This is a genomic window from Limnoraphis robusta CS-951, assembly GCF_000972705.2.
The window spans coordinates 1-24,539 of the sequence record NZ_LATL02000123.1 but is presented as its reverse complement, the minus strand read 5'-3'; the positions used below and the strand labels follow the sequence as shown (position 1 = coordinate 24,539).

Genomic DNA, 24,539 nt, shown 5'->3' with positions numbered 1-24,539 from the left:
GTTCACGGGAATATTCTCGACTCAGTTTAACTAAAATAGTCTTCTAGGGAGCCTTCGCGGACTGTATCAAGCGTGAAACAATGGAACCCACCCCCAAAAATTCTCCGATGTCGATGTTGTACGGGAATGGGGGTAAATCCATGTTTTTCTAAGGTTTTAATCAGTTCGGGAAACAGAGAATTGACGATTATTTTATCTTCATCAACCGACAAAACATTTAAGTCAATGTACTTGGTGGTCAGGATTAAATCATCTTCTTCGTAGCTGGGGAAAATATTCTCAGTTGGCTCAGGTGGATAAATGATATCCCATTTTTGTAGCGATTCGGGTAATCGATCCAAAAACTGAGGGTTGCGTAATAAAAGAGTACCGGGTTTTAAGGGTAATATAATACTGTCGATATGATTATCAGCAAACTGATAAAGCATATGAAAGTTAAATTTTCCTTCAAAATGACGCTGCAACCACTGGTAGGCTAAGTAATGGTTTTTGGTTGCTACGTTGATCAGAATATCTTTACCAAAGCGGATGCACTGGGCCGCATCAAACATCATTTCATAGCCGATATCAAATTCCGATTCATTTTGGTGATAAACCTCCTGCATCGCCGGGACATTTTGACCGGAAATGTAGGAGGTATCAAAGGATTTATCCGTCATAATCGGCTTGGGCATATTTGTCCATTTTGCCCCCTGTTGAAAATATTCGTAAAAAATCGGTTTTAAGAGATCATTTTCAAAATACCTGGCTCGGACTTGTGGAGGCGTTTCTAAGATTTCATTGCCCATAATAATCGCTTGATCGCGAATATTTAAGGCGGGAATACAATCGGCTTTCCAATAAGGAGTTTCAAATTTTATTGCTTTACTCAAGGGAAGGGGTCGATGCACTTTAACACCCAATTGTTTTAAAGTATTTACCAGTTCCTCAACATCTTCATTCAACTCTTCCAAGTATCTTTTTTTGAGGTTATGGGTTCCGGAACTTTGAGAATCTGCCCCCTTGTTTTGACTATCACTTCCATAGTAAGGATAGCAAAATGCGGAATAGGCAACATCGTGAAAAAAAACTTTGAAAGACAACTCTAAATCTTGAGTATTGTAGTTTATGGGAGAACCAACAACCACTTCTTTGAGGGTAGACCATTCATTGAAACTGTTGACCATAAGAGTTAATTACTCCTTAATTAATGTAGGCGAGCATGATTTACTCAATAATGGTAGTCAAGATATTACACTACGCCTGTGAAATAATCAAGCTAAACAGATTGCTCAACCTAATTTGATCCACTCAGTCGCTATTGGCTTCGATGGGCAGTACATTGTCATACCTGAAGCAATACAGTTCAGTTAAGGCTGCAAATGTAGTAAATTAAGTAGAACTACTCAATCATAAAAAGCAATTGTGGTGAATCTCAAGGATTTCTCGTTGTGGTGTAGGGGCGGGTTCGGAATAAATTTATCATTTCCCACAGACAACTGATATAAACCCGCCCTCAACAGTGACCAGTTATCAGTGACCAGTTACCAGTTATCAATTTGGCAAGATTGCCTTTTGCAAGAGTGCCTCTTGCATGAGTGCCTATTGCCGACTAATACTTACGAATGACGCGATACACATCAACCATTTGCTGTTTGCCTTTTAACGGCATCAAACCCCAAGCTTCGACTTCAAATTTATCCTCAATATATTGCAAGGTTTGATAAGCAATTAAAATCCGACATACACTTGATTGACGTTCTTTTTGACAACTTTCTAAGCGAGAGGCAATATTAACACTATCTCCGAGTAAACCATATTCTAAGCGATCGCGACCGCCCAAACTCCCAGCAACTAACGGGCCTGTAAAAATTCCGACTCGCATTTGAATCACAGGCAAACCTCTAGGATGCCACTCTAGATTTAACTGTTGGAGTCGTTCACCCATCTCCAAGGCGCAGGAAACAGCCGCAAAAGCATCTCTGGCAATTTGATGTTCATTGGTACGCACCATCGGCACACCAAAAGCCGCCATGATGCCATCACCCGTAAATTTATTAATAATACCGTGATGATTGTGAATGGTTTGGGTGAGCATTGCCAGATATTCATTGAGCCACTCTAACAAATTTTCGGGGGGCATTTGTTCAGAAATGGTACTAAAATTCCGAATATCGGTAAATAATATTGTTGCAGTTAACTTTTGTCCGGGTAACTTGCCATCAGCCAGTAAGCGATCGCGACTTTTCCATAACGCTTCTGCAATTTCAGGAGAGGCATTCTGTCCGAGTAGCCGCATCATTACCTGTTGTTGACGTTGGGCTTGAAAGGCGCGATAAGAGATCAGGGTTCCACTGGTTAAGAAAAAAGCCAAACACGGACTCACCACCGGAACCCAGTAGGCGTTTAAAAATAGCCAGAAGGAAAGGCTAAATAAGATGCCCAATAAAAGGGGAGTCCCCAAGACTAAAATCAGTATATGACGACTCAGCCAAGCTAAGGTTGACCCCAGAATTGCCCAGCCGAGTACCCAGGCTGTTTCTATCCAAATCGGCCAAAATTGAAATAAGGGTCGCACGCCTTGAACAGCATCAAGTATTTGGCTGACCATTTGAGCGTGAATGATTACACCGGGGGTTTTTGGGGAGCTTTTCTTAGCGGGACTATAAGGAGTCAGAAATAGATCTTTGGCGCTCGGGGCGGTTGTACCAATCAGTACGATTTTATCTTTAACCCAGTTCGGTTCGATCAAGTCATTCAAAACTTCAGAGATACTAACCGTGCGGGCGACCTCCTTAGCCGAACGGTAGTTTAATAGGATTTGATAGCCTTTGTCATCAATGGTTTGATATCCTCCTGAGTTACTTTGGAGGGGTAAAAACAGGGCTTCTCCCCAATGAATTTGTTCAGGATAAAGGGGATCATTTTGCGGTTGGATACCTTGAACAATCAGAAAGTTGAGAGCCAGTTGTAGGGAAAAGGAAAATAAAGTTCCTTCGGGTGCATCAGCAAACATCAAGTTGCGGCGAATCACGTTATCAGGGTCAAAAATTAAGTCATTGAACCCGACTCGTGAGGGGGGAATGGTAGGCGGGGCTGGAGTTCCCTTAATGTCTGCGTAACCCAAGTTTTTGATCGCAATAATCTTCGGGGAACGGAGTTGATCAACGAGTTGCTGATGTCCGGGTTCATAGGGGATATCGCGGTATAAGTCCAGCCCAATCACACGGGGTTCGTAGGATAATAACGTTTTGAGAACTTGGGCGATCAGTTCATCAGAAAGGGGTAAACGGTTATAGATTTGAATATCTTCTTCGGTAATTGCTACGACTAATATATGGGTATCAGGTGGCAAACTCGAGCGTAACCGCATCATCTGATCATAGGCAACCAGTTCTAGGGGTTGGAGTCCTCCCAGCTTAACGATGCCGAGTAGCATTAAGGTTAACACGAGGGTAGCTGTAGCTACGATTGAAAACTCCGTCGCGTCGGGCCACCTCCGTTTGAGTTTTAGTAAAAGCTTATGGATCACAGCAACCCCTATAGTGCAGTGGTAAGGGGTGGGAAGATGCCAAACTGCTGGCTCGAACTGACTCGAATGGGAGCGATTCAGCTTGAGGTTGACTGTGGACAGATGGAACTTCTCAGCCCAATTCAAGCTAATAACTCAGCAATACAAGATGAGATTTCCCGAGTTAGTGGGTACGATATCAGATCCCACAGAACAAAAGCAAGTCACCCTCGCTACAACTGTTATCGATTGATTCAGACTAGCGCCTTGATCCCTTCAATGCCTTTGTAAAATTTGTCCGATAGGAACGGTTAGCTGTAAAGAATACAGGCCATAACAACGACAGAGATAGACGATTCCCGAAACTTTTAACATAATTCGTTTGCTCAAACCCACTCCAGAATTTCCAAACTCCGCCAGTGTAGAGAGCCAGCAAAGCAATCGTGATGAGCGAACCCATAAGGCAACTACTCTCTAGATATTGTTGTCAATCAAACTGAAATTTTGCACCACAGGCTATCCCTGTTGACTTTATTTTAGCAGTTTTAGGAAACATTGGTGAATCCCAAAATTTTTAGGCATCTCGGGGATCAATCAGTCGGAGAGTTGGGGATCAAATGATAAAATGAACGCTAGGCAAGAGGTGGATCGGATGGCAACGAGCCAGAAGGTCAGCACCGGGTAAACGTCGAACTTCTACCGTTTCCACAAAACACCAGATGCTTTCAGGAGTCTGGCTCTACCTAAAGACTCTAACTTCACAATGACAGGCGCACACAACTTTTGGAGGATCTATGCGAGCAGTGCTGATGGCTGGTGGATCAGGAACGAGACTAAGACCGTTAACCTGTGATCTACCCAAACCGATGGTGCCTATTCTAAACCGCCCCATAGCAGAACATATTATCAATTTGCTCAAGCAGCATAAAATTTATGAGGTGATTGCCACTCTACATTACCTGCCGGATGTCATGCGTGAATATTTTCACGATGGGACTGACTTTGGGGTACAAATGACCTACGCGGTGGAAGAAGATCAACCCTTGGGAACCGCAGGTTGTGTGAAAAATATTGCTGAACTGCTGGATGATACTTTTTTGGTGATCAGTGGTGACTGTATTACTGACTTTGATCTCAGTGCTGCCATTGACTTTCATCTGCAACACAACTCTAAGGCTACATTGGTCTTAACTCGGGTTCCTAACCCCTTAGATTTTGGTGTGGTGATCACGGATAAAAATCATCGCATTCGTCGATTTCTCGAAAAACCCTCCACCAGTGAAATTTTCTCCGATACCGTTAACACCGGAACCTACATTCTCGAACCGGAAGTTTTAGACTATCTTCCCGCCAATCAAGAGTCGGATTTTTCTAAGGACTTGTTCCCTTTACTCTTAGAAAAAGGTATCCCCATGTATGGTTATGTTGCTCAGGGATATTGGTGTGATGTCGGTCATCTAGATGCCTATCGAGAAGCCCAATATGACGCGCTTCGAGGTCGAGTTAAACTTGAGATGACCTATGATCAGCGATCGCCGGGTCTATGGTTGGGAGAAAATACTTACGTTGATAGCACCGCTCAGATAGAAACCCCGGTTTTAATTGGTCGCAATTGTCGCATCGGCCCGAGAGCCGAAATTGCAGCCGGATCGGTGATTGGGGATAATATTACTATTGGAGCCGATGCCAATATTAAACGCCCGATTATTTGGAATGGAGCAATTATCGGCGATGATGTGCATCTGCGGGCTTGTGTGATTGCCCGAGGAACAAGAGTTGATCGACGCGCTCATGTTTTAGAAGGTGCGGTTGTCGGATCGCTGTCAACGGTGGGCGAAGAAGCGCAAATTAGCCCCGGTGTTAGGGTTTGGCCGAGTAAAAAAATTGAATCGGGCGCGACGCTGAACATTAACCTGATTTGGGGCAATACGGCTAAACGGAATTTATTTGGTCAGCGAGGGGTTCAGGGGTTAGCCAATATTGATATTACCCCAGAGTTTGCGGTGAAATTGGGCGCGGCTTATGGTTCAACTCTCAAACATGGTTCGACGGTGGCGGTATCCCGTGATCAACGGGGGATTTCTCGGATGGTGACGCGATCGCTGATTTCGGGTTTGATGTCGGTGGGGGTGAACGTATTTAACCTAGAAGCCGCAGCCCTGCCAGTCGCGAGGGCGGTTATTCCGACGCTGAATGTGGCTGGCGGGTTACACGTTCGTTTGTCTCCGGATCGAGCGGATCAAATTTTAATTGAAATTATCGATAGCAAGGGGATTAACATCACCAAAGCTAAAGAGAAAAAAATCGAGGGGGCTTATTTTAAGGAAGACTTACGACGGGCGCAAATTCACGAAATTGGTAATGTGGTTTATCCGGCGGAAGTTGTTGATAACTACAGCATTAGTTTTGAGAAACATTTGAATGTTGAAGCTTTACGCCACAGTAACGCTAAAATCGTGATTGATTATGTCTATGCGGTTTCTGGGGCGATTTTACCCCAGTTGTTAGCTAAATTTGGCTGTGATGCGGTGGTGTTGAATGCCAGTTTGAGTCAAACTTCTGTCTCGAACCGAGAACGAGAAAATCTGCTTGATCAACTGAGTCGTGTGGTTGAGGCGTTGCGGGCGCATTTTGGGGTTCAGGTTTATGCCAATGGTGAACAGTTTATCTTGGTGGATGAAACCGGAAGCACCATTCGCGGTGAAATCCTCACGGCTTTGATGGTGAATATGGTGTTAACGGCAAATCCCCGCAGTACGGTGGTGGTTCCGGTTCAGGCGTCTTCAGCCGTTGAACAAATTGCCCGTCGTCACGATGCGAAGGTGATTCGCACAAAAGCTAATCCTACGGCTTTGATGGAAGCTTGTCACACCAATCCGAATGTGGTACTGGGTGGAAGTGGGGAGATGGGGTTTATTTTTCCTCAATTTCATCCGGGGTTTGATGCGATGTTTGCGATCGCCAAGATGGTGGAAATGTTAACGACTCAAGAGCGATCGCTGGCACAAATTCGGGCGGATTTACCCTGTGTGATTCACCGCCGCTACACGGTACGCTGTCCTTGGGCGGTTAAGGGAACTTTGATGCGCCATTTAGTCGAAACGAATGCTACAGAGAATTTAGAATTAATAGATGGGGTGAAGCTGTTGAATTTTCAAGATGATAACTGGATTTTGGTTTTACCGGATGCGGGTGAACCTCTCGTTCATCTCTATGCTAATAGCCATGATCGCGATTGGGTAGATACGACACTCAGAGAATACCGCAATCTGGTTCAAGATTTTGTTAACCAATCTCAAGGCATCAATCGAGATGATGAAGCGTATCATTTGAGTCAGATAGAGTAGAAAATAGTATTCTGTCTAAGCTGCTGATTTTTGAACCTCAAATCATTATCAACTGACCCATACCAAATCAGATCTATGAATAGTTGCATTTTAATGGTAGAAATCGTACAAGATCCTCAACTTCGCTATACGGCTGATGCTCAGATTCCCATTGCGGAAATGTTGGTTAAGTTTCCGAATTTGCGCGATGATTCCTTTGCAGTGTTAAAAGTTGTGGGATGGGGAAATTTGGCTCAAGAAATTAGCGAAAAATATCATCAAGGCGATCATGTGATTATTGAAGGTCGCTTGGGGATGAATTTGATTGATCGACAGGAAGGGTTTAAGGAAAAACGAGCCGAACTGACTGTTCAAAAGATTTATACCGTCGATAGTTCGGCGACCCGTTCCTCGACCAGTTCATCCTCAACTGAGGAGATGTCGGAAGCGGCTTCGACTCCTAATAATGTGGTTCATTTAAGTTCTCGCAACCGCAGTTCATCGGGGATGAATTCAACGAGTTCTGAACCGATGCAACCAACGCCTTCGGAGGTGGAGTCTGAACCGGATTTTGACGCTCCGACTGACCCGGAAAACCCTGACTATGACCCGATTCCTTTTTAACGGTTCAAGGTCTATTATTTGTAGAGCGATCAACTTTTTAACATTTAAAACTTCAGTTGATCGCTGCTATTGTTGAAAATTTGAATTGAGAAAACTTGTTAACACCAAGCGACAAGGGTATAACCAATTGTACCCGGATCACCGTCACGATTTAAGTCATTCCAGAATTTGGTGTATTCAGTTGGACTAAGAGTTTGACATCCGGCACTGCAAGGGTTGGTTACTCCTGCTGCATGGAAGAACATTGACTTTCCTGTACTCGCACGGGGTTCGGAGACTTCAAAGATCCCATTATGATTTGTATCTCGTTCAGCCATCACGGGTTGGGTTGGACACAACACATTACCCAATCTTAGGTCATAGTCCGTTTGGTATTCATAGTAACCTGCTGGTAAACGACCTAAATCGAGTCTTCGATCACCATCAGCATCTACACCCATAATAGGACGATCAGCGCGGGGATCAAAACAATCCTCATATTGAGACGAAGGTTCTGTGTTAGAGATATATTGACGAACGTGCTTACCTGTATCGTCTTTCCAAATCATAACCGTAATATCATCGTAGCAACCGTCCCAGTTATTGGCTTTTGTGCTGGTTTCTTTACGAAAAGAGATCAAATTCCGCTTGTGCAAGCGTCCACCGTTGCGGGCAATAATATTGCAGTAGTAGTCATACTTTTCGCTTTCAGACATTGCTGATGGTGCAGGTTGATTGCCAACGTATCGAGGTTTGATCGCTTCTGAGGTTAAGGCTTTTAAGACCCAACCCGAACAAGGTGAACTGATCTTAAGCCAAGTGTCTCCTTGATTATCCAAAGCCTGATTAATGACTATCAAGGCGGTATTGTTGTTTAATTGAGAGACAATCTGAAAGTTTGTTCCTGGCCCTGAACGAACGTTTAAAGGTGGATAAGGATCGTTAACAACAACTGATGTTACTGATTTTTGGGTTGGACGAATTTGACCTTCTAAATATTCTTGAACTCCTGCACAAATTTTCTCAGCGATTTGTTGATAGCCGCCATTTTGTAACCAAAGAGCATCTTCGTTATTATCAATGAAGCAACTTTCAAACAAAATCGTTGGCATTTGACAGTTGTGAATACAATTCCAGACGTTTTTACGCCAAGGTTGAGCAAAAGGTTCACTCACATATTCGTATCCGCGATCTTGTAACGGAAGTTGACGGAAATGTTTATCCATAATTGTGATAAACTTCTGCAATTCAGGATTGTGTTTGTTGACATAAAATAACCACCACCCTTTAGCTTGTCCATTGCAAGCATTATGATGAAGACACAGACAAACATCGGCATGACTATCATTGGCTCGTTGTTGTAATGTAGCAAGGGGAGGTAATTCATCTTGTTGCCGACAAATGATCACTTCGTAATTCCCCAAAGCTTCTAAACGAGTTTTGATTTCGACAGCTTCTTTCCAGTTGTAGTCTTTTTCAGTAATGTTGAGAACAGGGTTAACTGCTCCGGGATTACTTCCGCCATGTCCTGGCATAATGGCTATTTTGAAAGTCCGTTGTAGGTGATTGAGTTGCGATCGACTATATTGGTCAAGTAAAGTTTGCGCTTCTGGGAACAATCCTTTAACTTTACTAACATAGTTTGGATCAGTCGCATAGCCTTTTTCCCAAATATGTTGTAAGTAGCCTTCAGGGTGGTTGAGATATTGTTTCCAGCCTTGATAGGGAGAGTTAGGACGATCTATAAACCGCCAGTATCCCATCGCTGCGTGTTCTGCTGTTTTCCATTGACACCAGTCACAACCATTCGGTTCACTGGGGGTACACAACCAAACCTTGTCAGTGATTTTTTCTGAATAGTTATCGTCAATATGATCTCGCCATTTGAGTCCGCCTGGGTTTCCGGCTTTTTGAAACAATTGACTGGTTCCTCTGGCTGATTCAAGAATGGCTTGTGCTAATTGAACGACTCGCAATTTACCACAGTCAGACGGGATTTTGTTGGTTGTGGCGACGGCATAAACATAGTCTGACCAAGAGAATATCATGGTTTTTATCTCCGAATTTACTAAATGTTATTCAAAACAGATGAAACGAGTTGAAAGACAATAACAAAATCAATTTGTTGATTTTCGGATTTGCAGGGTTCTAACAAGCCTAATGCTTTTTTGTAGGTGTCAAGACAGTGATTTTCTCCGATTGTTGGGTTGTCATTTGTTGGATCTTTATCTTCGTGGTTAACTTTTTGAAAAGTAAAATAGATTGGCTCTCCAACATGACGATAATCTGCATAAAAATCGATGGAAAATATATGCCCGACCCCGTTAATTATTTTCCTTGATTTTTCGATAATCCCCTGCACTAAAGGAGGCAGTTTCTTGATCCATTCAGTATCAAAAAGCATTCCAGCCGGAATAGGAAGTGTCGTTACAACATCTTCAGTGTTTGCAATTAGATAGCAATCTTTTAAGGTATTAAAGGATTGAGCAAAGGTTGTATCGCCAACACGAGGACTCGCAAAGGTGTAGAGTTGAGATTGTGGATAACCCTGGTTTCTAATAACTTGTGTTGCAATTGTTGCTAAAGCTCCTCCTAAGCTATGACCCGTGACAAAAATGCGGGTTTTAGGGGAAAATTTACCGGGTTCAAAATAATCTTCAATAGTTTGTTCAAGACTCGGTTTATGCTTGTTACAAGCTCGGTAAATGTTTAAGAATCCTGTTCTGATATCCCCTTCTATGTAGGGTTCTCGGTTGGGAGCAAAGTTATGAAACCATTCCTTACGAAGACGAGTTCCCCGAATAACGACAAAAATTTCTGGACAACCATCATCACCTTCACGCTGGGCAATAAATCCAAAAAGTTGAGATTGATGATGAACATTACTCCAGAGCTTTTTCACTTTTGAATAGTGTCGCTCAATTCTGTTGTTTTGGGTAACGATTTTGATGTTAATTTCAGGGGAAGGAATTCTATGATGATCATGGTATTGATCATAATCCTCTGATGCGACTTCTAGCAGCGTAATTAATTCTCTGGCTCGTTCAAGATCAAACTTCGAGTTTTTAGAGATACAAACTTGATGGCAGTTCGATGCTTGAAAAACACATTTTTTATCAGCACAAACCATAACACAGCCTCCATGAATGATGCTCGTCAGAATTATCTTCAGACCCAATCGGCTTTACAAGGTAGCATTCAACATTCTTGAAACCTTTTCTATAAAAGGACTTCAGACGTTTTATCCAATCACTATCCTGAACAAAATTGGGTATCTGTTATTGAGAATGCAGAAAAACTTTGTATCCACTTTCAACCGTCTTTCAAATGCACTACCTGAGAAATTGGAGCGACGATTGCATGAGGAATTGTTGGATGCACAACTCTGTTATAGCTGCTCAGTATAAATACAGATGTTTGTTTTTACATTTCTTATTCATTTTTCTGCCGATTACACTTTGAGGGCGATCGCTGTGTTTCTCACAGAGTATGCTGTCAGGCTTCGCACTCTATTTCCCCGTGAAAGGGTAAATATAAACGACAATTTTTTAGGAATAACAGGCGCGAACCTAGAACTCCCATTTGGCTATCCATCCCTCAAGCCTTGAGCCAGAGGAACAGAAAGCAGCGAGATTCCCCTCTGAATACCATCGCTTTCTGTCCCCAGAGGCGACTGATAAGTTTTCATTAACCAATCCATCATACATATTGCTCAGTCTCATGTTCACTGCGGGATAAACTATAGATGAAAATCTATACAAAACCATGATATCTTTATAAAAAGTCTATGTAACTTTTATGACCAGACTGGATGAATCGATTGGGAAGGATCGATTTGTTTACAATGTCAGAAAACAATATTGCCAGTGTCGCAACTGGTTAATATAGACAACTTAGAGGTTGATTCGCTCAATACTCTCGGTTTTGTTTCGTGAATTTGCTCACTTGTTAACAACTTAAGTAGGAAGTTAAGAAAACCTTGATGTCAGAATTTTTCCTAAAAACAATTTGGTGGATACCCCTTTATCCGTTAATGGGGGCGATACTATCAATCCCTTGGTCGCCTGGAATTATCCGTAAAACGGGGCCAAGACCCGCAGGTTATCTAAATATTTTGATGACCTTCATTGCCTTTTTACATGGTTTATTTGCCCTCAATGCCATTTGGGGTCAACCCGCTCAAAAATTGATCATTCCTTATCTACAAGTCGTTGATCTTGATTTTTCAATTCCCTTAGAAATTTCAACCGTAACTTTGGGGGCAACATTAGTCATTACTGGCTTAAACTTACTCGCCCAAATTTATGCCATTGGTTACATGGAAATGGATTGGGGATGGGCGAGATTTTATTGTCTTCTCGGTTTATTTGAAGGCGGACTTTCAGCATTAGTGCTGTGTGATTCTCTCTTTTACAGCTACATTGTCCTGGAAATATTAACGCTGGGAACCTATTTGCTCGTCGGTTTTTGGTTTAACCAGTCTTTAGTTGTAACGGGGGCGAGAGATGCCTTTCTTACCAAACGGGTGGGGGATTTATTCCTCTTAATGGGTGTGGTGGCGTTGTATCCTTTAGCGGGAACTTGGAACTTTTCAGAACTCGCAGAATGGGCGCAAACTGCTAATATTGACCCCAAAATTGCCACATTATTAGGTTTAACATTATTAGCCGGGCCGATGGGTAAATGCGCTCAATTTCCCCTACATTTGTGGTTAGATGAAGCGATGGAAGGCCCTGTTCCAAGTACGATTTTGCGGAATGCTGTTGTTGTGGCGTCTGGTGCTTGGGTATTAGTAAAGCTTGAACCTGTTTTAGCCCTGTCGCCAACGGTGATGTCAACGGCGGTGTTTGTGGGGTTAGCAACGGCTTTGGGTGCAAGTTTAATTGCGATGGCTCAAATTGACATTAAACGGGCGATTTCTTACTCGGTGAGTTCCTATATGGGAATCGCATTTGTAGCAGTGGGAACGGGTCATGCTGACATCACTTTACTGTTGCTATTAACCTACTCGTTTGCGATGGCGTTATTGGTGATGAGTACGGGCGGAATTATCCTCAATAATATTACCCAAGATTTAACCCAATATGGCGGTTTGTGGTCACGTCGTCCGATTTCTGGATTGTGTTTTATTGTGGGGATTTTTGCTTTAATTGCCATGCCACCTTTCGGGGGATTTTGGACCCTACAAGCCCTAATTGAAAATCTCTGGACAACTGAACCTGCAATTGTTGTTGTGTTGTTAATGATTAATAGTTTAACGGCGTTTAGTTTAACGCGAGAATTTGGTTTGATTTTTGCAGGAAAACCTAAACAAATGACGGTGCGATCTCCTGAAGGACTTTGGGCTTTAGTGCTACCCATGACGTTTTTAGCGGGATTTTGTTTACACATTCCTTTACTGTTAGCTAACTGGAATTTATTACCAGAATTTGCCAGTTTAGATCAAACAGTTGCGGGTGTATTGCTGTTGTCAAGTTTGGCAGGTTGTGGACTTGGTTGTTTAATTTATGTCAATGACAATTGGCAAAAACCTGTTCAATTGGGTTCAAAAGCCGTTCAAGACTTTTTTGCTTACGATTTTTACACCGCAAAACTCTATCGCTTGACCATTATTGCCGTTGTTGCTTCAGTTTCTCAAGTGATGTCTTGGGTGGATCGTTATCTGGTGGATGGTGTTGTCAATTTAGTGGGTTTTGCAACTCTTTTTAGTGGTCAAAGTTTGCGGTATAATGTTACAGGTCAAACCCAGTTTTATGCTCTAACGATTGTGCTTGGAATTGCTGCAATTTTAGCAATACTGGCTTACGGTTTGTTTTAGTTAAAATGAAGTTTGACTTCAATTGATGTCGAAAAATCAATTTTTTTAGGGTAACTCAAACAGTGAATACAGTTTATCAGTCTAATGAATTTTCTCGTCGTAAATTATTAAAGTTTGGAGCGGGTGCATTAGGAACAGCAACTTTAATAGCAGGAGTTGGTTGTGATTTAGAACAACCGAAATCTGCTGTTGAAAATCAAAACATGACTCCTGATGAAGCGTTGCAAAAATTGATGGATGGGAATCAGCGTTTTGTGAATAACAAACGTCAAAATCCCAACCAAAGTTTAGTGCGACTCACAGAAGTGGCTAAAGGTCAAACTCCCTTTGCTGCGGTTCTCAGTTGTGCAGATTCACGAGTTCCTGTAGAGATGATTTTTGATCAGGGATTGGGAGATATTTTTGTCGTTCGAGATGCTGGAAACATTGCCACTCCTGAAGAAATTGGTAGCTTAGAATTTGGGACTTTAGTTTTAGGAGCAAAAGTTTTAATGGTCATCGGACATCAAAGCTGTGGAGCGGTTAAAGCGACTATTGAAGGCAAAGCGGTTCCGGGTAGTATTAGCAGTATTATCGATGCGATCAAGCCCGCAATTCAAGCCAATCAAAGCTTAGAAGAAGCAACCAAAGCCAACGTCAAGTTTCAAATTAAAAACTTGCAAACTTCTCCGGTTCTCTCCCAACTCATTCAAGAGGGAAAACTGAAAATCGTTGGCGGATACTATAATCTAGATACAGGCAAAATCGAGTTAGTTTCCTAATCAATTATTTTGGGGTCAGCTTAAATTAATTTGGCCCCAAATCCTCTTTTTTTGATCACATACACAGCCTTTAATAAACAACCTATGCTCAGTTTATTCATTTTAATTCCGGTGATTGGGGCGATGATTGTGGGGATACTACCCGCAAATTTAATCAGCCGTCAAGTTCGTTCTGTTGCGTTAATTATTGCGATCGCTATTTTCACTTTCACGATTAAACTAGCAATAGATTTTGATTTAACTGACCCCACTTTTCAATTTTATGAATACCTTTCTTGGATTCCTCAATTGGGTTTATCCTACAGTTTAGGAGTGGATGGTTTATCGTTACCGTTGATGGGATTAAATGCCATTTTGACGATTATTGCCATTGCTAGCACTCGCCCCGAACTGGAACGCCCACGCCTGTATTATTCGATGATTTTGCTAGTAAATGCTGGAATTGCAGGCGCATTTCTCGCGCAAAACTTGTTGTTGTTTGTTCTCTTTTACGAGTTAGAACTGATTCCCCTTTATCTATTAATTGCGATTTGGGGAAGCGAAAAACGGGGTTATGCAGCAACCAAATTCTTGATTTATACCGCTTTGTCAGGAATCCTAATATTAGCAGGATTCTTAGGCATCACTTGGTTGAGTGGTTCAACAAATTTTGATTACAACACTATCAATACTCAAACCTTATCTCAAACGACTCAACTAATTTTATTAAGTGTTTTACTGATTGGGTTTGGCATCAAAATTCCCATAGTTCCCCTCCATACTTGGCTCCCCGATGCTTACGTTGAATCTTCCGCTCCTGTCACTATTTTATTGGGAGGAATTCTAGCTAAATTAGGAGCCTATGGTTTAATTCGTTTTGGCTTGCAACTGTTTCCTGAAACGTGGCAATTAATCGCACCCGGACTCTCAATTATTGGCGTTTTTAGTGTCATGTATGGGGCGTTAACCGCTATCGCTCAACAGGATATTAAACGCATGGTTGCCTATAGCTCAATTGGTCACATGGGCTATATTATGGTAGCAGCCGCCGCCGGAACTTCTATTAGTTTAATTGGGGCAATTTCTCAAATGTTTGCTCATGGTTTAATTCTCGCGATTCTGTTTCATTTAGTGGGAGTTGTAGAAGCTAAAGCCGGAACTCGTGACTTACAAATTCTCAACGGTTTGATGAACCCCATTCGCGGTTTACCGCTTGTGAGTGGGTTGTTAATTATGTCGGGAATGGCGAGTGCTGGAATTCCGGGATTAGTGGGTTTTGTGGCTGAATTTTTGGTCTTTCAAGGCACCTTTCCGGTTTTCCCCATCCAAAGTTTACTCTGTATTATCGCCTCCGGTTTAACAGCCGTTTATTTCGTGATTCTGCTCAACCGAACTTGTTTTGGTAAACTGAATAATGAGTTAGCTTATTATCCCAAAGTTCAATTTTCAGAACAAGCACCCGCTTTAATTTTAGCGGTTTTGATTTTCTTCTTGGGCGTACAACCGAGTTGGTTATTACGTTGGAGTGAACCGACGGCTGAAGCCATAGTTGTTGTGTTAAAAAATAACGCCCCGACTCAAGTTTCAATTAACTTACAGCCTTAATTTTTCTACCCGTTTAACTTCAGATTTTAAAAAATTATGACAATCACAACTGAAATGAAAACTCAAACTAAACCTGCAAAACTACCCCCTTCAACTCACGAATTTTCTGAGATTATTCATCGTTTAGAAGCGGGAGGGGCGATGCTTCCCGATACGCCTGAGAATTTAATGCAAATTATCGGGATTTATAAAGCTTATGCCGTGCCAATGGATTTTTATTGGCGGGATTTGCTGTATATCGCTGAACGGGTATTTTTAGACCCTTTACCCTTTTTTAAATACTTCCTTCCTCAAGAGTATTTAGACTTGCCTAATCATTATGCAGGCGATGATGCAGATTTAAGAATTTGGCGAGGAGAAGCAACAGTACACCCGGAATTATTGGCGTTTATTGAAAAAGGAGAAACGTCAAAAATCCCGAAATTACTGCATCATTTGTGGCATGATAGGATTAACATGGAGTTTGCCGAAGCTTGTATGCGGGCGATGTTTTGGCATCGAGAAATGGGCGGAAGATTTGATCCTTATCTCGATACGGATGAATACAAGGCTAATGCAGATAGAGCGATTAAAGCTTACTTTAAAAACAATCCGGTGATGTTAGGCTTATATAAGCTATTTCCCGATCTGTTTCTTGAACAAGTTCGCCAACTTTCCTATTACAGTAATTTGGGGCTATTCTGGGAAGTAATGGCGCCTGTTTTCTTTGAAATGAGCGATTTGTATGATGAGGGAAAAATTACCACAGTTCCCGAAGCGATGAACTTCTTGGTCAATGGAATTTTTGCCATCGCAGGACGCCCCATTTATCATCATGTTTATATCGATGGGGAATGTTACGAAATTATTCCCAAGTCGAAGGGATTTATGTGGTTATATGAGGCTGCACTTCCCTATGTTGAAGCGGTATTTTATCGGACTGCACCCTTCCGAGGAACGAAGTCTTACAACGCCCAAGCCCAAGAAGTTCCCCAAGATCAAAAAGACTTCCATTATGGCATTTTATACGCTGATATTTTCCCGGTGGGAACTGCGGGAATTCCGCCGACTTTGTTAATGCAAGATATGTTTCATTTCTTACCGCCTTATTTGGTGGAATATTACCAAAAACATTGTCGGGGTGAAGATGATATGTTGATTCAGCTTGCCAATAGTTTCCAACGTTCAATGTATTGCGTAACCTCTGCGGTAATTCAAGCGTTACGGACGGCGTTATTGTATCCTTTAGATGATCCGAATCCTCGACATTTACAAGCAAATCGCGACTTTTTTGAGATGCAATTAGATCGGTTTAAACGTCCTGAAGCGCGTTTGAGAAATATCCAAACTCAAAATTATCGTTAGAGTGTTTAAACCCGGTTTGATTCAAAAAACCCGGTTTCTCACAGAAACCGGGTTTTTTAGTTTTTATACTATTATGGGGAGTAAATAGGAATGGGTTAGGACATACCTCAGCCGAAGCAGAAGTGGAAGTGAATCATTAAAAAAATGGATTTGGCTGTTAAATACAGTAGGGTGGGTGACGGAAAAAACTTAAGAATTTTAACGTTAATTGATCGGTTGTCACCCACCCTACACGCAGCAGGGCTTAGTATTAATGTTAGATTGTTCGCTTCATATTTTTACAGTGATAATTAATTGCTGGTACTGTTACCTCAAAACGCTCGGCAAGTTCTCTTGCAGATATGCCTCTTGCATAATCATTTGTAATTTGTTGGATTTGTTGGGGGTTAAGTTTTCTAGTTTTTGATTCAAACAACCTCTCAACATTTACATCTTCTGGCTCAGGCAACTTGAATTTGCGTTTGGCAGCGTTGATAGAAATATCATGTGCTTCTTGCAAATCACCTGTATAAAGCTCAGTTGTCATACGCTCAACATAACCGACAGCTTCAAGCCCTAAAGCTTCAGGAATATGATTACGAGCAATGCGTGGAGTGCCATCTATTGTTTGCCACTCTAAACGCATTTCAGAAGCAAGTTTACCGAATAGTTTTATGTAAGTATAGTCAGTCCAGTAGGCAGGTGACTCTCGAAGCTCGGCAATAAACCGAGCATAAGGCAACCTTTCATGCTTATTCCTCAAACGTGCCTCTAACCATTGATGTAGTGCCTCACTATCAGCTTTTGTGTAAACTCCTTGAATAACAGTGTATGCCTGAGCATAAAAACCTTCGGTGGCAAACCATTTAACAAAATCTTTAATCTTCTCTTGAGTTCCTCGAGGTAAACCCCTTTCTGTAAGAAGTTCAAGAGTAAAATCAAAGAACTCGGATACCTCTATGACTTTATGATAGGAGTTTGTAAGATTACCATAACCTCGTTTGTTATAGTCTTCATCAAATGGCAAGTGATAAACTGCAAATCGCTTCTTATTCGAGGGCAATTCAAAATAGTGAACTATATCAATAGTGTTAAAGTCATCAGGGTTTTTATCTCGGGTCTGACGTGTCCACTTTGCTAATTTATCATAAGTAATGCCAGCGTACTTTTCTGACATTCCGAAATTCAAACCTATACTGGGTTTATTCTTGCCAAAAGCGTGAGGATTAATAATGATAGCTTCAAACTGGCGATTTTTATACCTTAGATTTAGATGTTGGCCAGGTCGTAGATCCATATTTTTTACCTTATAAGTTAATAATGATGAGTATATCATAAAAGCCATGTCAAAGGGTTGGGTGATTTCCGCTTCAGATGACAATACGCTGAAAGTTTGGAATCTCCAAACCGGGGAAGAAATTGTCAGTTTTACTGGCGAGAGTGATTTATTCTGCTGTACTGTTGCACCGGATGGGAGGACAATTGTAGCGGGTGAACTTTCAGGAAGGTTACATATTTTGCGTTTAGAGGGGATAGAGAGTGAATCCCCCCTACCAATTCTGGGGGGAACCGGAATGTTAAAGTCCCCCATTTCTCAAAGTCCCCCATTATTGGGGGATTTAGGGGGATTCTTTCAAGGGGGATTTAGGGGGATTCTTTTTCTTTCGCCACTTCAACGAATCCCTTTAAAAATTTGTTCTGCTGTTAGATTAAGTTCGGGAAAAACTACCGATTCAATTAAATCATTCTCTCTAAATTGATTAACTTGGTATTCGCCCTCAACCAAATTATAAACAGAAATTGTCGGTTGTTTGGGATTACCAATAAACCGCTTACCTCCCAAACCGAGATAGTCTACAATCCAATATTCTGCAATTCCCATTTCTTCATAATCACTTGCTTTTAAAGCGTAGTCATCCCGCCAATTGCTACTGACAACCTCAACAATTAAACGAATTGATGAACCCATTGTAATGATAGATCCAGTCTCCCAACGGGGTTCGTTGACAACAGAAAGGCGATCGAGGATAATAACGTCTGGTTCGTATCCAGACTCCTCACGCAAGGGTTTAACAACGCATTCTTTAGGAATTAAGTAAGGCAATTGGCGGTTACGACACTGAAGACCTAATTCCAAACTGAGAAATCCAGCAATTTCCGAATGTTTACCTCTGGGTTTCGGCATCTCAATAATAACCCCGTTGTGCAGTTCGTAGCGGTGTTCTGAATTCTCGGGATACCAAGCGATGAATTCATCAAAGCTGAGGAATTGGGGTTTTGATTGAATCATGGCATCATTTTCTGTGATAGAGACTGTTATTGAAAGAATTGTATCAACTTGTAGGTTGGGTTAAGCCTGAGTCGCAACTCAACAATAATCAAGCTGTTGAGTTTCTTCAACCCAACCTACAAAAAGCTACAAAAAGCCAGTTTTTGATGATGAGCATTGAACTGGACTTGATAGAACCCCTAAATTTATTAAAACTTTAACCCATTAAAAGTACCGTATCAATTACATGAATTACACCGTTATCGGCTTCAATATCAGCAGCGACGACGGTGGCATTTTTGACTTCAAATCCTTCAGTAAATATCAGGGGAAGAGGAGAACCTTCAATAGAAGTGAGGGTTTGAAGTTGTTCTAAATCCGCTTTCATTAGCTTACCGGAAACAACGTGATAAGTTAAAATCCGAGTCAGTTGGGGGATGTTTTGAACTAAAGTTTGTATGGTTCCGGGAGGAAGTTTCGCAAACGCATCATCATTGGGAGCAAAAACGGTAAAAGGGCCTGGACTTTTGAGGGTTTCCACTAAACCTGCGGCTTGAACCGCTTGTACCAGCGTAGTAAATGAGCCTGCACCAACTGCAATATCAACAATATCCGCCATTGATTTTATTTAACTCGATTGTTCTTGGGAATCCTATTGTGTGGCTCTAGTTTAACATGATTGTTTCCTCAAAACGACGAGATCTTTTTGACGTTCACAGCTTGAACTTGATGAAATTTCAATTTAAACAGAGGTGAGAGGTGAACAATTTGCTTGTCTTTTCTGTAGGATTAAGCGAAAGCCTCCCGATGGAGGCTAAGTGTAATGAGAACAGTTTGATTGAGTCATTTTACTGACTTCTAGGACTTTGATAGGAGGCATAGGTATCAAATAAAGCGCCAACGAGACTACAGGTTATAGCAATGATCATACTCCCTTGTAAGGGGTGTCCACTGCCAAAGGTTGCCAGAAATTGTAAAATTTGCCTACAGGAAAATTGACCGATAGTTTCGAGATAGGGAAGACAACCGATAATTGCCGAGCTAGTTAATCCTAAACTGATCACCAGAATGGGAGTAAAAAAGCTGAGTGTCATCGTCAGTAATACAGAACGCAGAAAATCAGGAAATATACCCATAGTTAGAGGAATTGAGAATTGAATTCGCTTACCGCCAAAACAGAGGCAAGTTAATCTAGACGATATAACTTCTAAGATAAAGGTAATTTCTCGTTTCGTTCCACTCTGTCAGAAAACTTAAATTAATGTTCAAAAATCTTGGTTAAGATTTGTAGATAGTTGTTATGTTTCTTTGTCATTTTACCGTTAGGATTCATTTAAGCCAGATGCAAATTAATTCCAGCCTCGGACTTTGGACGCGCCGCTTCATTGCTGCTTTATTTTTGGGCGGACAGGTAATTGTTCATTTATTTCAGGGTAAAATTCATCGTCGTAACACTTTAGAACAAATGGCAACTGTCGGGCCGGAGTCCTTGCTAATTGCCTTAATCACAGCAGGTTTTGTCGGAATGGTGTTTACTATTCAAGTTTCCCGTGAGTTTATCACATTGGGTGCAGGAAATTTAGTGGGGGGTGTTCTTGCTCTTTCTCTAGCACGAGAATTGAGTCCAGTTTTAACTGCTGTCATTGTCACCGGACGAGTGGGTTCTGCATTTGCGGCAGAGATTGGAACGATGCAAGTTACGGAACAAATTGATGCGCTTTATGTATTAAAAACTGATCCCGTTGATTATTTAGTGATCCCCCGTGTGATTGCTTGTTGTTTGATGTTACCTTTACTCAATATAATTTGTCTAATTACAGGTTTAGCAGGTGGCTTACTAATTTCTAGTAACTTATATAACATTCCTCCAAATTTGTTTCTAGACTCTGTGCAGAATTTTCTCACCCTTTGGGATTTAATCAGTGGTGAAATCAAAGCGGTGGTGTTTGGGGGAGTGATTGCAGTGATTGGAACGAATTGGGGACTGACAACGACAGGCGGCGCCAAAGGTGTTGGACAATCAACAACAACGGCGGTTGTGACGGCTTTACTTTCGATCTTTATCCTTGACTTCTTCCTGTCTTGGTTGATGTTTCAGGGAGTCGGAAATTCCGTACTGTAGTTAGGGAACAGGTTACAGGGAACCAACTGTAAATCCCTTCCTTTTTACGGAGTTTCGCCTTACCCCTATTTTGGTAACATTTGTTTACATCACGCACACCTGACGCATTGGAGCATGAACGATGACCACAACTCCATCAACGACAACCATTCCCTCAAGTGTTGAACTAAGGCCCAATTTTATCATCCCGGCTGTACTGCTGTTGACGGGAATTCCGTTAATTTTCGTTCAGAAAGCACTAGGATTGATTATTGCCTTACTGGGACTGTTTCTACTGGTACAGACGACAACCATTCGTCTCCAGTTTACCGAAACAGCGCTCGATGTCTCCCGTTCGGGTAAATTACTTCGACATTTTCCCTACGCAGATTGGATCAACTGGGAAATTTTCTGGCCCGGTGTACCGATCTTGTTTTACTTCAAAGAAGTGAACAGCATTCACTTTCTGCCGATTATTTTTGATCCCAAAACCCTAAAAGGCTGTTTAGAAACTAAGTGTGGTAATATCAAATCCCCAGGCGTAGGACTTAGAAGTTAGGAGTGACTGGTAGGGGTAATTGATCAATTACTCCTACAACTGATAACTGTAAATCCCATCCTGTTGTTAAAATTAACTCTGATGGGAAACTTTTTATCAGTTCGACAGTTGTTGAGCATAATATAAAGACAACCCCCCTCTATCAAATCGCGTTTGGGCATCCCTGGCTTCAGTTTCAGTGTATGTTGTCGAACTCGTCTGACCCGAATTGAACCTCTGTTGATTCCATGAATTTAGACGAACCTCAAAATCAAGAGCAAAACGATCGCTCAAAAGAACTATCCGAACCGGATGAAAACCCTGTATCGGAGGAATTGTTCGCGTCTACGCAAGCTGCGACAGACTTCCAAACCGCGACGATTTTAAAAGACCAAATTCAGCAACTCAGAAAGGAAATCGCTGATTTACAAGCTGCTAAAGCCAAAATGCAGCATGAACAGATGGCTTTGACAGAGACAATGGGGAATTTAGTCTCTGAAACCTTAAGCCAACTTGAACAACGCCGCCAAACTCTACAAATTGAAGTCGAAAAGCTTGAACGCCGTCGAGAACGCATTCAGAATGAAATGCGAACCAGTTTTGCAGGAGTTTCTCAGGATTTAGCTATTCGGGTTCAGGGGTTCAAAGATTATCTCGTCGGAAGTTTGCAGGATTTAGTCAGTACCGCCGAACAGTTGGAACTGATCCCCCAATATCCAGAACCACCCATTGAAAGCGATCGCCCCCTTCCGAAACGAGAGATCGAACCCGAGCCGAGTTTAACGCCTCAGTTTGCTGAACAAGGATTTCAGGAACAATCCCAACAAATTCGCCGCATTCTTGATCAATATCGCACCATGCCAGACTATTATGGCCCGCCCTGGCAGTTGCGACGCACGTTTGAACCCATCCACGCTAAACGAGTTTCGACTTGGTTCTTTAACCAAGGGGGGCGGGGTGCATTACGCACGATGGGAAGTCGGTTACAAAATATTTTGATCGCCTCGGCGATTACTTCTGTTCTCAGAACCCTCTATGATCGCCGTCTACGCACTTTAATTTTAGCAAATAGCCCCGAACGTCTGGGCGAGTGGCGGCGTGGCTTACAGGACTGTCTAGGCCTTGATCGCAGAGATTTTAGCCCGGAGCGGGGTATTGCTTTGTTTGAAGATGCTAATATTGTGGCGATTAAAGCAGATCGACTCGTTCAAGATGGAAAATTGCCGTTTATTGTGGTGGATGATAGCGAAGAAAAAATTAGTCTGTCGTTGCTGCAATATCCCCTCTGGTTAGCCTTTGCACCCGAACCTCAATCTCAACAACAGCAACCCCTTTACCGTGAACTTTAACCGTTAACACGGCTGATTTTGCATTATTGTTGAAAAATGAGTATGGCGCATTGGGTAGAGAAAGATGCTTGAGTGGATTGGATTAAATTTTGGGTTGTTAGTGGCGGGTTATTTGTTAGGTTCTATTCCCACTGGCTATCTAGTGGCTAGAACATTCTATGGAATTGATTTGCGATCTGTGGGTTCGGGTTCAACCGGTGCGACGAATGTTTTAAGAAGTTGTGGCAAGTCTCCGGCGTCGTTTGTGTTGTTGGTTGATGTCCTCAAAGGGGTTTTGGCGATCGCATTGGTTTTCTTTGTTTATGCTTTAGAAATTACCCCTCAAATTGCTGCTTCTGCGAATATTCAAGATGTTAATCTGTTCTTATATTGGATAGCAACAGCAGCAGGTTTAATGGCTCTTTTAGGTCATACTAAACCCGTTTGGATTGGCTTTCAAGGCGGAAAAGCGGTGGCAACCAGTTTAGGGATTTTACTCGCTTTAAATTGGCAATTGGGTTTAGCAACTCTGGGGATTTTTGCCCTATTTCTAGCGATTTCTCGCATTGTTTCTCTAAGTTCTATTGCCGGAGCGGTGGGAATTGCCAGTTTAATGGTGATTACAAATCAACCTTTACCCTATCAAATTTTTGCGATTGTTGGGGGAATTTATGTGATTTTGCGTCATCGTAGCAATATTGAACGATTATTAAAAGGAACAGAACCCCGCATTGGTGAAACTTTATCAACAGAACAGCAGTAGATTCGTTGTAGGATGGGCATTGCCCGTTCTACTGTTGCTACGTTTTTTCTTATAAATCAGAAAACTACTACGATGAACAGTTTAAGCTGACCAAAATGGATCACTTAATAAAGTATATCCCCGATTTTCCATAAAACTGACTAAATCATTACTCTCACTAGAAGGAAACTCATATTTAATTTCTTCAATCAGAACTTGAATGAGTTTCGCTCCTAAAATATGTCGAAAACTACCGCGTAGTGCTTTCTCATACCAAGCTTCTAAATGAGATTGAGTAATAATCGACTGTATTCTAGATTTCCATCCAATTTGATTAAGCAATGAAATAATAGTTTTTTCTTCAGAATCTCTGCAAACAATTACTATCCGATCTGCTGTAATATGGGAAACGATACCTTCAGCAAGACTCTCATTTAGTGAAAGATGTTTGATTTGTATGGCTGGCCCATAATTCGCCCACATATCTAAACCTCGGTCAGCAGCGTTAGTCACTCCTACTCTATAGAACTTAGCATTTGCAGTAAAAGAAGGATTCTGACTGTTAATTGAGAGAACTTTTTGTGTAAAATCTTCAAATTCTTGGAGTATATCTAACTTGTTAATATCAAGTTCTACTTTAACTGTTACATTAAGTT

The 24,539-nt window shown here is 41.8% G+C and carries 21 protein-coding genes; 11 read left to right on the top strand and 10 right to left on the bottom strand.

Annotated features, from left to right (window positions below; genetic code table 11):
• Positions 1 to 26: 26 nt before the first annotated feature.
• The 3 genes from WN50_RS11010 to WN50_RS36070 all read right to left on the bottom strand — a co-directional run bounded on the left by WN50_RS11010 (position 27) and on the right by WN50_RS36070 (position 3,950).
• Complete coding sequence (locus WN50_RS11010) at positions 27 to 1,166, bottom strand: glycine amidinotransferase (RefSeq protein WP_046277759.1); 1,140 nt, start codon at positions 1,164 to 1,166, stop codon at positions 27 to 29.
• Between the two features lie 425 nt (positions 1,167 to 1,591).
• Positions 1,592 to 3,637, bottom strand: coding sequence for a CHASE2 domain-containing protein (locus tag WN50_RS11005; RefSeq protein WP_342586749.1), 2,046 nt, complete (start codon positions 3,635 to 3,637; stop codon positions 1,592 to 1,594).
• Between the two features lie 112 nt (positions 3,638 to 3,749).
• Positions 3,750 to 3,950 carry a hypothetical protein gene (locus WN50_RS36070; RefSeq protein ID WP_072075568.1) on the bottom strand — a complete coding sequence of 67 codons (201 nt, stop codon included), beginning with the start codon at positions 3,948 to 3,950 and terminating at the stop codon, positions 3,750 to 3,752.
• A gap of 334 nt (positions 3,951 to 4,284) precedes the next feature.
• On the opposite strand from WN50_RS36070, the gene WN50_RS11000 reads away from it, so the two are divergent.
• Together WN50_RS11000 and WN50_RS10995 are read left to right on the top strand one after the other, a co-directional pair.
• Positions 4,285 to 6,837: a mannose-1-phosphate guanyltransferase gene (locus WN50_RS11000; protein ID WP_046277758.1), complete on the top strand. Its 2,553-nt coding sequence runs from the start codon at positions 4,285 to 4,287 to the stop codon at positions 6,835 to 6,837.
• Positions 6,838 to 6,912: 75 nt separating this feature from the next.
• Positions 6,913 to 7,440, top strand: a complete 528-nt coding sequence (locus WN50_RS10995) for a single-stranded DNA-binding protein (RefSeq protein ID WP_046277757.1) — start codon at positions 6,913 to 6,915, stop codon at positions 7,438 to 7,440.
• 98 nt (positions 7,441 to 7,538) lie between these two features.
• Here the strand turns inward: WN50_RS10995 and WN50_RS10990 are convergent, their stop codons facing one another.
• Both WN50_RS10990 and WN50_RS10985 read right to left on the bottom strand, forming a co-directional pair.
• Positions 7,539 to 9,467, bottom strand: a complete 1,929-nt coding sequence (locus tag WN50_RS10990) for an N-acetylmuramoyl-L-alanine amidase (protein ID WP_046277756.1) — start codon at positions 9,465 to 9,467, stop codon at positions 7,539 to 7,541.
• Positions 9,468 to 9,487: 20 nt separating this feature from the next.
• Positions 9,488 to 10,549 carry a lipase family protein gene (locus WN50_RS10985; protein WP_046277755.1) on the bottom strand — a complete coding sequence of 354 codons (1,062 nt, stop codon included), beginning with the start codon at positions 10,547 to 10,549 and terminating at the stop codon, positions 9,488 to 9,490.
• An 852-nt stretch (positions 10,550 to 11,401) separates the two neighbouring features.
• Between WN50_RS10985 and WN50_RS10980 the strand changes: the two genes are divergently transcribed.
• The 4 genes from WN50_RS10980 (at position 11,402) to WN50_RS10965 (ending at position 16,926) form a co-directional block, all read left to right on the top strand.
• A complete protein-coding gene (locus tag WN50_RS10980; protein ID WP_046277754.1) occupies positions 11,402 to 13,237 on the top strand; it encodes an NAD(P)H-quinone oxidoreductase subunit F in 1,836 nt (611 codons plus the stop codon).
• Between the two features lie 62 nt (positions 13,238 to 13,299).
• A complete protein-coding gene (locus WN50_RS10975) occupies positions 13,300 to 13,998 on the top strand; it encodes a carbonic anhydrase (protein ID WP_046277753.1) in 699 nt (232 codons plus the stop codon).
• Between the two features lie 84 nt (positions 13,999 to 14,082).
• Positions 14,083 to 15,582, top strand: coding sequence for an NADH-quinone oxidoreductase subunit M (locus tag WN50_RS10970; protein ID WP_046277752.1), 1,500 nt, complete (start codon positions 14,083 to 14,085; stop codon positions 15,580 to 15,582).
• 36 nt (positions 15,583 to 15,618) lie between these two features.
• Complete coding sequence (locus tag WN50_RS10965) at positions 15,619 to 16,926, top strand: CO2 hydration protein (protein WP_407659689.1); 1,308 nt, start codon at positions 15,619 to 15,621, stop codon at positions 16,924 to 16,926.
• A gap of 256 nt (positions 16,927 to 17,182) precedes the next feature.
• Here WN50_RS10965 and WN50_RS10960 read toward each other — a convergent pair whose 3' ends face one another.
• Positions 17,183 to 18,202, bottom strand: coding sequence for a hypothetical protein (locus WN50_RS10960; protein WP_152964776.1), 1,020 nt, complete (start codon positions 18,200 to 18,202; stop codon positions 17,183 to 17,185).
• Between the two features lie 46 nt (positions 18,203 to 18,248).
• Between WN50_RS10960 and WN50_RS37115 the strand changes: the two genes are divergently transcribed.
• Positions 18,249 to 18,665: a WD40 repeat domain-containing protein gene (locus tag WN50_RS37115; RefSeq protein WP_072075566.1), complete on the top strand. Its 417-nt coding sequence runs from the start codon at positions 18,249 to 18,251 to the stop codon at positions 18,663 to 18,665.
• On the opposite strand, the gene WN50_RS10955 is transcribed toward WN50_RS37115, so the two are convergent.
• The 3 genes from WN50_RS10955 to WN50_RS10945 all read right to left on the bottom strand — a co-directional run bounded on the left by WN50_RS10955 (position 18,578) and on the right by WN50_RS10945 (position 20,310).
• Positions 18,578 to 19,195, bottom strand: coding sequence for a Uma2 family endonuclease (locus tag WN50_RS10955; RefSeq protein WP_046277750.1), 618 nt, complete (start codon positions 19,193 to 19,195; stop codon positions 18,578 to 18,580). The two genes, WN50_RS37115 and WN50_RS10955, sit on opposite strands and share 88 nt — an antisense overlap.
• 196 nt (positions 19,196 to 19,391) lie before the next feature.
• Positions 19,392 to 19,793: a fasciclin domain-containing protein gene (locus WN50_RS10950; RefSeq protein WP_046277749.1), complete on the bottom strand. Its 402-nt coding sequence runs from the start codon at positions 19,791 to 19,793 to the stop codon at positions 19,392 to 19,394.
• Positions 19,794 to 20,022: 229 nt separating this feature from the next.
• Positions 20,023 to 20,310, bottom strand: coding sequence for a hypothetical protein (locus WN50_RS10945; RefSeq protein WP_046277748.1), 288 nt, complete (start codon positions 20,308 to 20,310; stop codon positions 20,023 to 20,025).
• 206 nt (positions 20,311 to 20,516) lie between these two features.
• Here WN50_RS10945 and WN50_RS10940 point away from each other — a divergent pair, with 206 nt between their 5' ends.
• From WN50_RS10940 to plsY, 4 genes are all read left to right on the top strand, one after another.
• Entirely contained in the window at positions 20,517 to 21,296 is a 780-nt protein-coding gene (locus tag WN50_RS10940; protein WP_046277747.1) for an MlaE family lipid ABC transporter permease subunit, read from the top strand.
• A 121-nt stretch (positions 21,297 to 21,417) separates the two neighbouring features.
• Complete coding sequence (locus tag WN50_RS10935; protein ID WP_046277746.1) at positions 21,418 to 21,834, top strand: DUF3119 family protein; 417 nt, start codon at positions 21,418 to 21,420, stop codon at positions 21,832 to 21,834.
• 227 nt (positions 21,835 to 22,061) lie between these two features.
• Positions 22,062 to 23,162, top strand: coding sequence for a DUF3086 domain-containing protein (locus tag WN50_RS10930; protein ID WP_046277745.1), 1,101 nt, complete (start codon positions 22,062 to 22,064; stop codon positions 23,160 to 23,162).
• A gap of 64 nt (positions 23,163 to 23,226) precedes the next feature.
• Positions 23,227 to 23,904, top strand: coding sequence for a glycerol-3-phosphate 1-O-acyltransferase PlsY (gene plsY / locus WN50_RS10925; protein WP_046277744.1), 678 nt, complete (start codon positions 23,227 to 23,229; stop codon positions 23,902 to 23,904).
• Positions 23,905 to 23,985: 81 nt separating this feature from the next.
• On the opposite strand, the gene WN50_RS10920 is transcribed toward plsY, so the two are convergent.
• A partial coding sequence (locus WN50_RS10920) for a HaeII family restriction endonuclease (protein ID WP_046277743.1) occupies positions 23,986 to 24,539 on the bottom strand: 554 nt, incomplete at its 5' end.